The organism is Methylobacterium litchii (assembly GCF_038442315.1).
GTDB lineage: Bacteria > Pseudomonadota > Alphaproteobacteria > Rhizobiales > Beijerinckiaceae > Methylobacterium > Methylobacterium litchii.
The window spans coordinates 73,298-87,230 of the sequence record NZ_JBBXMY010000012.1; the positions used below are offsets into that span (position 1 = coordinate 73,298).

Annotated in this window: 11 protein-coding genes; 4 read left to right on the forward strand and 7 right to left on the reverse strand. The window is 70.8% G+C overall.

Annotation, left to right across the window (positions count from 1 at the left end; translation table 11 throughout):
• Positions 1-149: 149 nt before the first annotated feature.
• Positions 150-1,247 (forward strand): 2'-deoxycytidine 5'-triphosphate deaminase, encoded by a 1,098-nt coding sequence (locus tag AAHF99_RS19940; protein ID WP_342166215.1) that lies wholly within the window; start codon positions 150-152, stop codon positions 1,245-1,247.
• Here AAHF99_RS19940 and AAHF99_RS19945 read toward each other — a convergent pair.
• The 7 genes from AAHF99_RS19945 to AAHF99_RS19975 all read right to left on the reverse strand — a co-directional run bounded on the left by AAHF99_RS19945 (position 1,240) and on the right by AAHF99_RS19975 (position 11,716).
• A complete protein-coding gene (locus tag AAHF99_RS19945) occupies positions 1,240-2,322 on the reverse strand; it encodes an HD-GYP domain-containing protein (protein WP_342166216.1) in 1,083 nt (360 codons plus the stop codon). The genes AAHF99_RS19940 and AAHF99_RS19945 overlap by 8 nt on opposite strands.
• Positions 2,323-2,404: 82 nt before the next feature.
• Positions 2,405-3,130 (reverse strand): 6-phosphogluconolactonase, encoded by a 726-nt coding sequence (gene pgl, locus AAHF99_RS19950; RefSeq protein ID WP_342166218.1) that lies wholly within the window; start codon positions 3,128-3,130, stop codon positions 2,405-2,407.
• A 7-nt stretch (positions 3,131-3,137) separates the two neighbouring features.
• Positions 3,138-4,118, reverse strand: a complete 981-nt coding sequence (gene gnd / locus AAHF99_RS19955) for a phosphogluconate dehydrogenase (NAD(+)-dependent, decarboxylating) (protein WP_342166219.1) — start codon at positions 4,116-4,118, stop codon at positions 3,138-3,140.
• A 32-nt stretch (positions 4,119-4,150) separates the two neighbouring features.
• A complete protein-coding gene (locus AAHF99_RS19960; RefSeq protein ID WP_342166220.1) occupies positions 4,151-7,000 on the reverse strand; it encodes a bifunctional transaldolase/phosoglucose isomerase in 2,850 nt (949 codons plus the stop codon).
• A 69-nt stretch (positions 7,001-7,069) separates the two neighbouring features.
• Entirely contained in the window at positions 7,070-9,145 is a 2,076-nt protein-coding gene (gene tkt, locus AAHF99_RS19965) for a transketolase (protein ID WP_342166221.1), read from the reverse strand.
• A 21-nt stretch (positions 9,146-9,166) separates the two neighbouring features.
• Positions 9,167-11,026, reverse strand: a complete 1,860-nt coding sequence (locus AAHF99_RS19970; RefSeq protein ID WP_342166222.1) for a glycoside hydrolase family 15 protein — start codon at positions 11,024-11,026, stop codon at positions 9,167-9,169.
• Between the two features lie 63 nt (positions 11,027-11,089).
• Positions 11,090-11,716 (reverse strand): hypothetical protein, encoded by a 627-nt coding sequence (locus AAHF99_RS19975; RefSeq protein ID WP_342166223.1) that lies wholly within the window; start codon positions 11,714-11,716, stop codon positions 11,090-11,092.
• Positions 11,717-11,973: 257 nt separating this feature from the next.
• On the opposite strand from AAHF99_RS19975, the gene AAHF99_RS19980 reads away from it, so the two are divergent.
• From AAHF99_RS19980 to AAHF99_RS19990, 3 genes are all read left to right on the forward strand, one after another.
• Positions 11,974-12,561, forward strand: a complete 588-nt coding sequence (locus tag AAHF99_RS19980; protein ID WP_243956812.1) for an ANTAR domain-containing response regulator — start codon at positions 11,974-11,976, stop codon at positions 12,559-12,561.
• Positions 12,562-12,610: 49 nt separating this feature from the next.
• Entirely contained in the window at positions 12,611-13,600 is a 990-nt protein-coding gene (locus AAHF99_RS19985; RefSeq protein WP_342166224.1) for a CmpA/NrtA family ABC transporter substrate-binding protein, read from the forward strand.
• 160 nt (positions 13,601-13,760) lie between these two features.
• Complete coding sequence (locus AAHF99_RS19990) at positions 13,761-13,910, forward strand: hypothetical protein (RefSeq protein WP_243956807.1); 150 nt, start codon at positions 13,761-13,763, stop codon at positions 13,908-13,910.
• Positions 13,911-13,933 lie beyond the last annotated feature (23 nt).

Genomic DNA, 13,933 nt, shown 5'->3' on the forward strand with positions numbered 1-13,933 from the left:
GGTGGTAATTCGCAGGTGAATCGGCGTCAATTGCGGCGGATTACGTCGCGCGGCCGGCTCGGGCCAAGTCATGTGGTATTAAACCGGCCTTAGGTGCCTGTGGCGGACAAGACAGGGCGCGGTCCACCGCCGCGCGAACGGAGCAGGCGATGCGGGCGGGCGCGAACAGGACGGGCGAGGGCATTCTGCCGGCCCAGGCGATCGACGCCCTCACCCGCGCGGGCGGCATCCTGCCGGCCACGCCCTATGCGTCGGACCAGATCCAGCCCGCGAGCCTCGACCTGCGGCTCGGGCAGCGCGCCTACCGGGTGCGAACCAGCTTCCTGCCGGGGGGCTCGCGCACGGTCGAGGCCTGCGTCGAGCGCCTGTCGCTCCACGCCATCGACCTGCGGCCGGGCGCCGTGCTGGAAACGGGCTGCGTCTACATCGCGGAATTGCAGGAGACGCTGGCCCTGCCGCCGGGCCTCGCGGCCTCGGCGAACCCGAAGAGCTCCACCGGCCGCATCGACGTGTTCACCCGCGTGATCACCGACCGGGCGGAGGCGTTCGATCAGGTGGCGGCCGGGTATACCGGCCCGCTCTACGCGGAGATTTCCCCCCGCACCTTCCCGGTGCTGGTGCGGACGGGCTCGCGCCTGTCGCAGATCCGCTTCCGCTCCGGCCAGCCGCGCCTCGGGGAGGCGGAACTGGCCGCCCTCCATGCCCGGACGCCGCTCGTGAACGTCGCCGCGCCCTCGCTGCAGGGCGGCGTCGCGGTGTCGGTGGACCTGTCGGGCTTCGACGGGCTGATCGGCTACCGGGCGAAGCGCCACACCGGCCTCGTGGACGTGGACGCACCGGGCCAGCACGGCATCGACGCCTTCTGGGAGCGCCTGCCCTCGGACGGCAGCGCCAGCCTGATCCTCGATCCCGGCCAGTTCTACATCCTCGCCTCGAAGGAATCGGTGCAGGTGCCGCCGGACCATGCCGCCGAGATGGTGCCGTTCGATCCGCTGGTGGGCGAGTTCCGGGTGCATTACGCCGGCTTCTTCGATCCCGGCTTTGGCCATGCGGCGGCGGGCGGGACCGGCGCGCGGGCGGTGCTGGAAGTGCGCTCCCGCGACGTGCCGTTCCTGTTGGAAGATGGCCAGATCGTCGGGCGCCTCGTCTACGAGCGCATGAGCGAGGTTCCCGCCACCCTCTACGGCGCCGGAGCCGGCTCGAACTATCAGGCCCAGGGCCTGAAGCTCTCCAAGCACTTCATCTGAAGGATTTCGACACGGCCTGCTCGAAGGAGCGCACCAGGGCCATGTCGAGCTTGCCCTCCATGCCGCGCAGGATGCGGAACGCCTCCGGCGCGGGCATCGGCGTGCGGTAGGGCCGACGCTCGGCCAGGGCCGCGTAGATGTCGCAGACGGTGATCATCCGCACGATGTCGGGGATCGCGTCACCGACCAGTTTGTCGGGGTAGCCGGAGCCGTCCAGCAACTCGTGATGGTGCCGGACGACGGCGAGGATCGCCGCGTCGAACCCGCCCGCGTCCACGAGGATCGCGTGGCCGAGGGCGGCATGGGTGCGCATGGTCGCGCGCTCGGCCGGATCGAGCGGCCCGGCCTTGTTCAGGATGGCGAGCGGAATCCGCGCCTTGCCGACATCGTGGACCAGGGCGGCGCGCACGACGTGCTCCCGGTCCCGCTGGCTGAAGCCGAGATCGATGGCGAAGGTCGCGGCCAGCCCCGCCACCAGCAGGCAATGCTGGTAGGTGGCGTCGTCGTAGGCGCGCACCGTGTCGAGCCACGCCCCGAGCCCGGCCTCGCCCACGGCACCGAGGATCGGATCGAGCCCGTGATCGACCAGCCGCGGATCGACCGTGCCGGTCTGCCGGGCGGAATCGAGGAGGCCGGCGAGCACGGCGCCCGCCTCGTCGGCGGCCTTGGCGATCACGAGGGGCCGCCCGCGCTCGGGGGCGGGGACGCGCACCATGCCGGGGAACGGGTTCGTCAGGTGGACACGCATCGCCTCCGCGACGGTGTCGGCGGCGGTGTCGAAGGGGAGGCAGAGGCTCGCGCCGAGGCTGCGGGCGGTGGAGAGGCTGCGCTCGCCCATGCTGCGCATCAGGAACAGGCGGGGCAGTTGCGGCGCCTCCGCGATGAGGGCGCGCAGGCCCCTCAACTGGGTGGGCTGCAACAGGTCGATATCGGCGACGAAGCCCACGCAATCGCCGGCCGGCAGCACCGAGGCGGCATCGCGGACGTGGCAGGGGACGACCTCGTCCAGGGCCCGCACGAGATCCAGGCGCTGCGTCGCCCGGTCGGTGAACAATACGAGCGTGCCCTCTTGCATGGCTCTCCAGGGACGGCCGGTCGGGCCCTGCGACTCCGAATCCGACAATACCCGTTTTACCTTGCCAAGGCGTAACGGCGGCTCAGCCCGCCGCCGCCTCGTCGAGGAGCCACACCACCTGCGGCCCCCGGATCGCCCCGGCCGGCAGATCCTCGCCCGCCGCGAGGCGGGCCAGCGGTGCGCGCTTGCCCGCGCCGGTCACGAGGAACAGCACGTGCCGGGCGGAGGTCAGCGCCGGCACGGTGAGGCTGATGCGCGGCACGAAGGGCTCCAGCCCCGCCTCCGGCACCGGCACGGCCAAAGCGGTCGCTTCCCCCGCCTCCGGCTTGCCGGGGAAGAGCGAGGCGGTGTGCCCATCGTCCCCGAGGCCGAGCAGCACAAGGTCGAAGAGCGGCCGTTCGGCCGTGAGGGCGTCCGCGCCGTGGAAATCGCGGAGGGTCCGCTCATAGGCCTTGGCGCCGGCCTCGATTCCCTCGTCCGACGGCATGAAGTGCAGATGCGTCGGCGGGATTTCGCTGCCGTGGCCGAAGGCCTCGCGGACCATGCGCACGTTGCTGCGGGCGTCGTCCCACGGCACCGCCCGGTCGTCCCCGAAGAACCAATGGATCCTCGTCCACGGCACAAGCGCGGCGTAGTCGGGGCCGGCGAGCAGGGCATAGAGGCGCTTAGGCGTCGAGCCGCCGGAGAGGCAGATCGCGATCCGCTCCCCCTGCGCCTCGCCGCAGGCCGCGATCAGCCGTTCGGCGGCCTCGCGGGCCACCGCCTCGGCATCGGGCAGGACCTGCGCGCCCTTCGGCACCCGCACCATGCGGCCCTCACGACTTCTTCGGTTCCTGGTGGCCGCCGAAGCCCTTGCGCATCGCGGAGAGGAGCTTGTCGGCGTAGGAGGCGTCCTCCCGGGAGCGGAAGCGCCGGTACAGGGCGGCCGAGAGGACGGTCGCCGGCACGGCCTGCTCGACGGCGGCGTTGATGGTCCAGCGGCCCTCGCCGGAATCCTCGACCCAGCCGGAGAAGTCGGTCAGGTCCTCGTCGCCGGCCAGCGCATGGGCGGTGAGGTCGAGGAGCCAGGACGAGACCACGCTGCCACGCCGCCAGACCTCGGCGATGTCGCCGAGGTTGAGGTCGAAGCGCCGCTCCTCCGGCAGGTTCTCGGAATTGGCGTGGCGGAGGATGTCGAACCCTTCCGCGTAGGCCTGCATCAGCCCGTACTCGATGCCGTTATGGACCATCTTCACGTAATGGCCCGCGCCGGTCGGCCCGGCATGGATGTAGCCGTGCTCGGCACGGGCGTCGCGCCCTTCGCGGCCGGGGGTGCGGGTCACGTCGCCGATCCCCGGGGCGAGGGTCGCGAAGATCGGATCGAGCCGGTCCACGGCGGACTCATCGCCGCCGATCATCATGCAATAGCCGCGCTCCAGGCCCCAGACGCCGCCGGACGTGCCGACATCGACGTAGTGGATGCCCTTCGGCTTCAGTTCCCCGCCCCGGCGCACGTCGTCGCCGAAGAAGGAATTGCCGCCGTCGATGATGCAATCGTCCAATTGCATCAGCTTGCCCAGCGCCTGCACCGTCTCCTCGGTGATCTTGCCCGCCGGGAGCATCACCCAGGCGGTGCGCGGCACGTCGAGCTTGGAGACGAAATCTTCCAGGCTCGTCGCGCCGACCGCGCCTTCCTTCACGAGGGAGGCGACGGCCTCGGCGTTCTGATCGAACACCACGGCCGTATGCCCGCCGCGCAGAAGGCGGCGGACGATGTTGCCGCCCATCCGGCCGAGGCCGATCATGCCGAGTTGCATCGTGGTGGCCTCCGCAGCCAGTGACTCTGAGTTCAGGCGACGGCCGCCTTCAGCGCCGCCGCGACACGTTTCAGCCCGGCTTCCATCTGTCCGGCCTTGAGGTGGACGCGCAGGGCCCGGCGCCCGCGCTCGGCGAGCACGGCGAAGTCGCCCCGCGCCTGCGCCGCGACCACCGTGCCGAAGCCCAAGGACCGGCCGGGGATCGGCAGGTCCTCGGCGGCGTCGGCCGTGATCTGCAGGAACACGCCGCTGTTCGGCCCGCCCTTGTAGGCCTGCCCCGTCGAGTGCAGGAAGCGCGGCCCGAATTCGAGGCAGGTCGCCACCTTGCGCGCGTCCCGCACCGTGAGCCGCGCTTCCTGCAACACGGCGTGGTGCGCTTCGTTGCGCGGCAGGTAGGCGAGGAGCGCGACGTAATCGTCGCTCCTCATCCGGGCGAGATGCCCCTTGATCGCCGCATCGAGCCCATCGACCGCCTGCGGCAGGGCCTCGGCGTTCTTCGCATCGGCGTAGAGGGCGAGGGTTTCGTCCTCGAAGAGCGGCGTCTCGTCGGGCAGCGCCCCGGTGCGCTCGGCCTCGGCGAAGAGCTTCTTCGTCTCGATCTTGCTCGCCTCGACGTCGGGCTGGTCGAACGGGTTGATCTCCAGCAGCGCGCCGGCGACCGCGGTGGCGATCTCCAGCCTGTAGAATTCCTGCGGCAACTGCTCGACGCCGTCGAGGCCGATCCGGGCGATCGGGTGCCCGTCCTTCTCCAAGGCCGACAGGGCGGCGTCCTGGGCCGGGTCGGCCTGGGAATCGAGGCGCAGGTACAGGAAGAACCGGTCGTGGCCGTAGACCGCCGGCACGCCCGCCGGCTCGCCGTCCACCGGGATCAGGCCCTTGCCGACCTTGCCGGTCGACTCGGCGATCAGCTGTTCGGCCCAGGCGCCGAAGCTCGCGACGCCGGGGGAGGCGATCACCGTCACCTTGTCCCGGCCCTTCAGCGCCGCCGCGCCCATGGCGGTGCCGAGCAGCACGCCGGGGTTCACATGCGGCGGCACGGCGGGACCGCAGGAGCGGACCATGATGCGGGCGCGCTCGAGCACGTCCTTGACGTCGAGGCCCATGGCGGCGGCCGGCACGAGGCCGAAGGCCGAGAGCACCGAGTAGCGCCCGCCGATCTGCTTCACGCCATAGAAGATCTTGGCGAAGTTCTGGGCCTTGGCCGCCTTCTCCATGTCGGAGCCGGGATCGGTGACGGCGACGAAATGCTCGCCGACCTTGTCACCGACGGTCTGCTTCATGCGGTCGTAGAAGTAGTCGCGGAAAACGTTCGGCTCCAGGGTCGAGCCCGACTTCGAGGAGACGATGAACAGCGTCTTGGCGAGGTCGATCTCGGCCTCGACGGCGCGCACCTCGTCCGGATGGGTGGAATCGAGGATGCGGAGCGCCGGGAAGCCCGGCCGCTGGCCGTAGGTGAGGCTCAGGACCTCCGGGCCGAGGCTCGATCCGCCCATGCCTAGCACCACCGCATGGGTGAAGCCCCGCGCCTTCACCCACTCGGCGAAGGCGGCGTAGTCGGCGGCCTTCTCCAGTTCCTCTTCCACGATGTGGAGCCAGCCGAGCCAGCTCGCCTCATCGGCGCCGGTCCAGACCGTGGCGTCGCGGGCCCAGAGTCGGCGGATCGCGCCGCTCGCCCGCCAGGCCTCGACGGCCTTCTTCGCGTCGGCGGCCAGGGCGTCGTCGAGGGCCAGCGCCAGCGGGTCGAGGCGGGCGCCGAGCAGGGCCGCGCGCTTGCCGGCCACCGCGCCGAGGAGGTTGTCGGCGGCGTCGATGAAGAGCTGCACGCCCTCCTCGACCAGTTGCCGCGCCACCGCCTCGATGTCGATGCCGGCGCGGGCGAGGCTCGCCATCACCGCCTCGGCGCCGGGCACGTCCTCCTCGATGGTCGGGCGGACCTCGCCGTGGTCGCGGAAGGCGGCCATGGTGGCGGGGGGCATGGTGTTGACGGTGTTCGGGCCGATCAGCTCCTCGACGTAGAGCACGTCGGAATAGGCCTTGTTCTTGGTGCCGGTGGAGGCCCAGAGCAGGCGCTGCGCCTTGGCGCCCTTCTCCGCCAACGCCTGCCACGTCGGCTCGGCGAAGATGCGCTTGTAGCGCTGGTAGGCGAGCTTGGCGTTCGCGATGGCGACCTTCCCCTTGAGGGAGGTCAGCGCGATCTTCTCGTCCGGGTCGTTCGCCTGCGCGATCTTCTCATCGAGCATCTTGTCGACCAGGGCGTCGATGCGGCTGATGAAGAAGCTCGCCACGCTCGCGATGCGCGAGACGTCGTGCCCGGCCTTCGCCCGCTCGTCGAGGCCTGCGACGAAGGCGCGGGCCACGGTCTCGTAAGCCTCCTGCGAGAACAGCAGGGTGACGTTGATCGAGATGCCCTCGGCGGTCAGCTGCTTGATCGCCGGGATGCCCTCCGGGGTGGCGGGCACCTTCACCATCAGGTTGTCGCGGGCGACCGCCCTGTGGAGGCGGCGGGCCTCGTCCAGCGTCGCCTGGGTATCGAGGGCGAGGTAGGGCGAGACTTCGAGGCTCACGTAGCCGTCGGCGCCGTCGCTCGCCTCGTAGACCGGGCGCAGCACGTCGGCGGCGGCCTGGATGTCGGCGATGGCAAGGCCTTCGTAGAGGTCGATGACGCGGCTGTCGCCGGTCTCCTGCACCGCCTTGAGGCTGGCATCGTATTCCTCCGAGTGGCCGATGGCCTTCTCGAAGATCGCCGGGTTGGAGGTGACGCCGCGCAGGCCGTCCTCCTCCACGAGCTTCTTGAGTTCACCCTTCTCGATGAAGCCCCGGGCGACGAAGTCGAGCCAGACGGCCTGATCCTGTTGGTCGTGCAGGGCCTTGAGCGCGTTCATGTCCGAGCCTCGTTGTCCGATTGGTTCGCGCTCTCCTCCCCGCGACGGGGAGGAGAGGAGGGGGGATGATTACCCCCTGTGCTTGGCCACCTGCGCCTTCGCGGCCTCCAGAACCTTCTCGGGGGTAAACCCGAACTTGGTCAGGAGATCCTTCAGGGGCGCCGAGGCGCCGAAGGTGCTCATGCCGATGATCGCGCCCTCGGAGCCGGCATAGCGGTCCCAGCCGATCACGCTGCCCTGCTCGACCGCGACGCGGGCCTTCACCGCCGGCGGCAGCACCGTGTGGCGGTAGGCTTCGTCCTGCCGCTCGAACAGGTCCCACGAAGGCATCGACACGACGCGGGCCTTCACGCCCTCGCCCGTCAGGGCGTCGTAGGCGCCGAGGCACAGCTGCACCTCCGAGCCAGAGGCCATCAGGATCACCTCCGGCGTGCCCTCGCAATCGGCCAGCACGTAGCCCCCCTTCGCGGTGCCGGAGGCGGCGCCGTACTTCGACCGGTCGAGGGTCGGCAGCGCCTGCCGCGACAGGGCGAGCACGGCGGGCTGGTTCTTCAGGGAGAAGATGACCCGGTAGGCTTCCGCCACCTCGTTGGCATCCGCCGGGCGGATGGTCACGAGGCCGGGGATGCAGCGCAGGGAGAGCAGTTGCTCCACCGGCTGGTGGGTCGGCCCGTCCTCGCCCACGCCGATGGAGTCGTGGGTGAAGATGTGGAAGATCGGCAGTTCCATGAGCGCGGCGAGCCGGATCGGCGGGCGCATGTAGTCGGCGAAGACGAGGAAGGTCGCGCCGTAGGCCCGAAGCCCGACGAGGCCGAGGCCGTTCACGATGGAGCCCATCGCGTGCTCGCGCACGCCGAAATGGATGTTGCGCCCGCCAGGGTTGAGCGGGGTCAGCGAGCCCGCGCCCTCGAAGGTCAGGTTCGACTTGTTCGACGGGGCGAGGTCGGCCGAGCCGCCCAGCAGGAACGGGACGTGCTGGGCGATGGCGTTCAGCACCTTGCCCGACGATTCGCGCGTGGCGACGCCCTTGGCGTCCGCCTCGAAGACCGGGATGTCCTTGTCCCAGCCCTCGGGGAGACGCCCTTCGAGGAACGCGTCGAGCTGTTCCGCGTGGGCGGCGTCGGATTCCTTCGCCTGGGTGAAGAGCGCCTGCCATTCGTCGTACAGGGCGGCGCCGCGCTTGCCGATGCCATCGCGAAAATTCTCGTGCACGCCGTCGGGCACGAGGAACTGCGAATCCTCCGGCCAGCCGTAGGCGCGCTTGGCACCCTTCACCTCGTCCTCGCCGAGCGCGTCCGAGTGGGCCTTCGAGGTGCCCTGCTTCTTCGGGGCGCCGAAGCCGATCACCGACTTCACGATGATGAGCGTCGGCCGGTCCTGGCTAGAGACGAAGGTGTCCAGGGCCGCCGTGATGGCGTGGAGGTCGTTGGCGTCCGCGACGCGCAGGACCTGCCAGCCATAGGCGAGGAAGCGGGTGGCGACCTCCTCACCGAAGGCGAGTTCGGTGTGGCCCTCGATGGTGACGGTGTTGTCGTCGTAGATCCAGCAGAGGTTCGCGAGCCGCAGGTGGCCGGCGATGGAGGCGGCCTCCGAGGCGACGCCCTCCATCAGGTCGCCGTCCGAGCACATGGCGTAGACGTTGTAGTCGAACAGGTTCAGCCCCGGCCGGTTGAGGTGCCGGCCCAGGAACCGGCCGCCCATCGCCATGCCGACGGAGTTCGCGACACCCTGGCCGAGCGGCCCGGTGGTGGTCTCGACGCCGGTGGTGAAGTGGTATTCCGGGTGGCCGGGGGTGCGGCTGTCGATCTGCCGGAAGCGCTTGATCTCGTCGAGGCTCACGGCCGGCGCGTTGCCGCCGTCCTTCTCCGCGACGTTGGCGAGGTGCAGCAGCGCGTAGAGCAGCATCGAGGCGTGGCCGCAGGACAGCACGAACCGGTCGCGGTTCGGCCAGTGCGGATGCGCCGGGTCGTAGCGCAGGTAGCGGTTCCACAGGGTGTAGGCGACGGGGGCCAGCGCCATCGGCGCGCCGGGATGGCCCGAATTCGCCTTCTGCACGGCGTCGATCGCCAGCGTGCGGATCGTGTCGATGCTGAGCTTGTCGATTTCGGCAAGCTCGGCGCGGGCGGGTGTGTCGGCTCCGCTCATGGTATCACGTCGTCCTGTTCTCTAGCGCGACCGCTGGGCCGCCTGGTGGCGGTGGACCGCGGGCGGCGCCCCATCAGACTTAGCGCCCTGTTTCTCGGCGGGCCCCTCGCCATGGGCATAGCTGAGGAGCGTGTTGACGAGGGCCACGTGGGTGAACGCCTGCGGGTAGTTACCCACAAGACGCTTGGCTTGCACGTCGTACTCCTCGCTCACGAGGCCGAGATCGTTACAAATCCCGATCAGGCGGTCGATCAACGCGCGGGCCTCCTCGCGACGGCCGAGGCCGATGAGGTTGTCGGCATACCAATAGGTGCAGGGCAGGAAGGCTCCCTCGTTGCCCGACAATCCGTCCGTGGCCGAGCCTTGGGTCTCGTAGCGGAGGATGAAGCCGTCGCGCATCAGTCCCTTGCCGATGGCATCGACGGTGCCGACCACGCGGGGATCGTGCTGCGGCAGGAAGCCGGTATGGGCGATGAGCAGCAGGCTCGCATCCAGCGCCTTCGCCCCGTAATATTGCACGAAGCTGTTGAGATCGCGGTCGAATCCCTTCTCGCAGACCTCTGCGTGGATCTCGTCGCGGATCGCCCGCCAGCGCTCGGCCTGCTCGTGGGTCGCGCCCGATTCGTCGAGTTCGTGCATCCGCAGCGCCCGGTCGAAGGCGACCCAGGCCATGACCTTCGAATGGACGAAGTGGCGCGAGCCGCCGCGCACCTCCCAGATGCCCTCGTCGGGCTTGCGCCACGCCTTCTCCAGGTGTCCGAGGAGGGCGAGGCCGACCCGGCGCCCGTCCTCGCTCACCGGCAGGCCGCGGGCGTGGGCCTGATAGAGCGCGTCGAAGAGTTCGCCGTAGACGTCGAGCTGGAACTGCGCGGCCGCCGCGTTGCCGATGCGCACCGGGCGGGAATTCTCGTAGCCCGGCAGCCAGTCGAGCTCGATCTCCGGCAGGAGCCGCTCGCCCGCGATACCGTAGAGGATATGCGCCTGCTCGGGGTTGCCGGCCACCGCCCGCAGCAGCCAGTTCAGCCAGTTGCGCGCCTCCTCGATGTAGCCGCCGTCCATCAGGGCGATGAGCGTCAGGGTCGAATCGCGCAGCCAGCAGAAGCGGTAATCCCAGTTCCGCTCGCCGCCCAAGCCTTCCGGCAGGGAGGCGGTCGGCGCGGCGACGATGCCGCCGGTCGGATGGTAGATCAACGCCTTGAGGGTCAGGAGGGAGCGCTGCAGCAGCTCGTCCCAGGGCGTGCCCTTGGCGCAGCGCTTCGACCAGTCGCGCCACGCCCGGTCGGTGTCGGCCAGCATCTGGCACGGCTCGATCGGCGGCGGGTCGGGCTCGTGCGAGGCCCCGTAGCTCAGGACGAAGCGGCGCTGCTCGCCGGCATGGATCGTGAACTCGCCCAGGGTCGTCTGCCGGTCGGTGCCGTGCAGGTCGACATCGGTGCGCAGGACCACCTTGTGCGGTCCCGCGATGGCCCGCAGGTCGCCGAGTTCCGAATGCGAGACCCAGGGCACCGCCGAGCCGTAATCGAACCGCACCGCCATCTCGGAGCGCATGGCGACCCGGCCGTGGATTCCCTTCACGAGGCGCACGAGGTGCGGCCCGTCGCCGGTCGGCATGAAATCGGTGACGAGCACCTCGCCCTGGCGGGTCTTGTGCCGCGTCTCGAGGACGAGGCTGCCCTCGCGATAGGCCCAGCTCGTCTCGACATGGGCCGCCTCGGGGCGGATCTCCCAGAAACCGTGATCCCTGGTGCCGAGGAGGGCGGTGAACAGGGCGGCGGCGTCAAAACGCGGCCAGCACAGCCAATCGACGCTGCCGGTCCGACTCACCAGCGCGGCGGTGCGGCCGTCGCCGATAAGCGCATAGTCTTCGATACGTTCGGCCACAGGCCTACCCCCGGTCCGCGATTGAGCGCGAACTAGGATGATGCGGCGCGGTATCCAGGGGCGTCAGAACAGGCGGTCGGTCAGCACCGCGACGGAACCCTTCACGACGGCCTGCCCGCCGCGCACCAGATCGCCCGCGCTTCCGGAGATCCGCTCGACCCGCGCGCCGACCTCGCGGGCGACGGGCACCACCGCCTCGACCACCGATTCGGCGAAGGGGAGGGCAGTCGGCACCGTGGACGGGGTGGCCGGCTCCTCGGAGGCGGTGCGCGCCGCCCGGAAGGGGTTGTCCTGCGCCATGGCGTCGTGGGGGGCGGTCTCCTGGCAGCGCTTGCCGGGGCAGGGGCGGCGCACGGAGGAGGCGATCCGGCGGGCCGGGCGCGGCGCTTGCGTCGCGGCGGCGCTCTGCGACGGCGCGGGGAGGGCGGAGGTGACGCTCGGATCGGCCGTCAGGGGGAAGATCTCCCCGAAGGCGATCACGGCGGGAGGGCGCGGGGCCGGCTCGGCGGCGGGCGTGGCCGGCGCCGACATGGCGAGGGTCGCCGCGCCGGAGGCGGGGATCATCCGCGCGGCGGCGCCCGGCGCCGGGGCATCGCCCTTGGGGCAGAGGAGGGAGGCCGCCGCCAGGACGACGACGGTCGCCAGCGTGGGCAGGAACGGCATCGTCACGCGGCCGCCGGTATCGGCCATGGCCGGCCGGTCCTGAGGCCGGCAAGGCGTCGCCACCGAAGTACGATCAGGCCCGCGCATCCGCTTCTCGACCCTCTCTCACGCTCCGAAGGTCACACAAGGCCGCGACATTGCGGCAGAAGCTAGACCGGATCTTTGCCTGTGGGTATCCGCCAGCGACAACGCGCCAAGCTTGGCCGAAGGCATGTCCCTTGCGTCCGTCAGCGCGGCCCCGCATCCGTAGGGCACGGGTGAACCCCGCCCCAGAACGGGCCGCGATGACCGAATCGAGTCTCACCGTCGCCGTGATCGATCCGAGCCAGGCCCGCGCGGCGATCCTCGAAGAGGGGCTGCGCGCCGCCGGCATCGGGCGGATCGTCGTCCTGCCCGACACCGCCGACCTTCAGGAGCGGGTGAGCGCCCTCAAGCCGGACGTGGTGGTGATCCATCTGGAGAGCCCGAGCCGGGACATCCTGGAGCAGATGTCGGGCGTCTCGCGCCATGCCGGGCGGCCCGTGGCGATGTTCGTGGACCGCTCCGACACCACGATGATGGAGGCCGCCGTGGATGCCGGCATCTCGGCCTACGTGGTCGACGGCCTGCGCCCCGAGCGGATCAAGTCGATCATCGACATCGCGATCCTGCGCTTCAACGCCTTCGCCCGGCTGCAGCGGGAACTCTCCGAGGCGCGGGGCGAGCTCGCCGACCGGAAGCTCATCGAGCGGGCGAAGGGGATCCTCATGAACCTCAAGGGGCTCTCGGAAGACGAGGCCTATCGGCAATTGCGGCGCAAGGCGATGAACGAGAAGCGTAAGATCGCGGACATCGCCCGCGCCATCGTGACCACGGCGGACCTCCTGGGATGAACGTGATCGTGGCAGGCGCGGCCGGGGCAGGCCGCCGGGGAGCGCCGTGATGAGGCTCCAGATCGGCTACGTCCCGCTCTGCGACGCGGCGCCGGTGATCCTGGCGCAGGAACTCGGCTACGCGCGGGAGGAGGGGCTGGACCTCGACCTCTCGGCCGAGCCCTCCTGGGCGACCCTGCGCGACCGGCTGGCGCTCGGCCATCTCGACGGCGCCCACATGCTCGCGCCCCTGGCGCTCGCCAGCGCCCTCGGCCTGTCGGGCCCCCCCTCGGACCTCGCCATCGGCCTGCCGCTCAGCCTCAACGGCAACGCCATCACCCTGTCGAACGCCCTGAGCGCGGCCGTCGCCGGGGAGGACGGGTTCGGCGGCGACTGGCGCGGCGTCGCCCGCGCCTTCGCCCGCGTCGCGACCGCACGGCGGCAGGCGGGCAAGCCGGTGACGCTCGGCATCGTCCATCCCTTCTCCTGCCACACCTATCAGGTGCGGCTCTTCGCCCAGGCGGGCGGGCTCGATCCGGCGGCGCTGCGCACCGTCGTCGTGCCGCCGCAGCACGGGGTCGAGGCGCTGTCGCGGGGGCTCGTGGACGGGTTCTGCGCGGGGGCGCCCTGGAACGAGGTCGCGATGGCGGCGGGCGTCGGGCGGGTCGTCGCGCTGGGCGCCGAGATCGCCCCGGACGCCCCCGAGAAGGTCTTCGCCGTCTCCGGCCGCGTCGGCGAGGCCGGGGCGCCCCTGGTCCGGGCCGTCGCGCGGGCGGGGCTGTGGTGCGCCGATCCCGATCACCGCGACGAACTCATCCACCGGCTCGGGCGCCGCGCCCATCGCGACCGGGAACTCGGCCTCGTCGCCCGCGCCTTCGAGGGCAAGGGCACGGACGGGACCGGCCGCGCTCTCGGCCACCTGCACCTCGGCGAGGCGGCCCAGGCCCAGGCGCCGGAACGGATCGACTGGCTGCTGCGAGAAATGCGCGCCGCCGGTCAGATCGATGCGGATCCGGCCCAGGAGGAGGCCGCGCGGGCGCTCTACCGACCCCTTGCGTAACGGGCACCGCCCGCCCCGCGTCGGGTGGCGGGCTGGCGCCGTGGTTATGCGTGACGCGCACGGAACAGCCGGCGGTTTGCGCCGTTGAGCAGCTACCATGCCCGGTTGCCGCAAATTCGACGCAGCGTCGCTCCCTCCCGCTCTTCCCGAAAGGGTCGAGTTGCAGCGTTACGTCCGCACCGGACGCCGCGCTCCCCGCGCCGCCAACGACAACCGCCGCCTCAGCGCGCCGAGTGGCTGGTATTGGGCTATCGTCGTCGGCGCCATGCCGACCGTCGGCCTGCTCGTCGCCCTCTCGACCCTCCTCTGACCGTTTTTCTCCGCTCAGCGTCC

What these genes read in the sequence shown, in the direction of transcription:
- AAHF99_RS19940 (WP_342166215.1), top strand. Translation starts at nt 150, where the DNA reads ATGCGGGCGGGCGCGAACAGGACGGGCGAGGGCATTCTGCCGGCCCAG.
- AAHF99_RS19945 (WP_342166216.1), bottom strand. Translation starts at nt 2,322, where the DNA reads ATGCAAGAGGGCACGCTCGTATTGTTCACCGACCGGGCGACGCAGCGC.
- pgl (WP_342166218.1), bottom strand. Translation starts at nt 3,130, where the DNA reads ATGGTGCGGGTGCCGAAGGGCGCGCAGGTCCTGCCCGATGCCGAGGCG.
- gnd (WP_342166219.1), bottom strand. Translation starts at nt 4,118, where the DNA reads ATGCAACTCGGCATGATCGGCCTCGGCCGGATGGGCGGCAACATCGTC.
- AAHF99_RS19960 (WP_342166220.1), bottom strand. Translation starts at nt 7,000, where the DNA reads ATGAACGCGCTCAAGGCCCTGCACGACCAACAGGATCAGGCCGTCTGG.
- tkt (WP_342166221.1), bottom strand. Translation starts at nt 9,145, where the DNA reads ATGAGCGGAGCCGACACACCCGCCCGCGCCGAGCTTGCCGAAATCGAC.
- AAHF99_RS19975 (WP_342166223.1), bottom strand. Translation starts at nt 11,716, where the DNA reads ATGGCCGATACCGGCGGCCGCGTGACGATGCCGTTCCTGCCCACGCTG.
- AAHF99_RS19980 (WP_243956812.1), top strand. Translation starts at nt 11,974, where the DNA reads ATGACCGAATCGAGTCTCACCGTCGCCGTGATCGATCCGAGCCAGGCC.
- AAHF99_RS19985 (WP_342166224.1), top strand. Translation starts at nt 12,611, where the DNA reads ATGAGGCTCCAGATCGGCTACGTCCCGCTCTGCGACGCGGCGCCGGTG.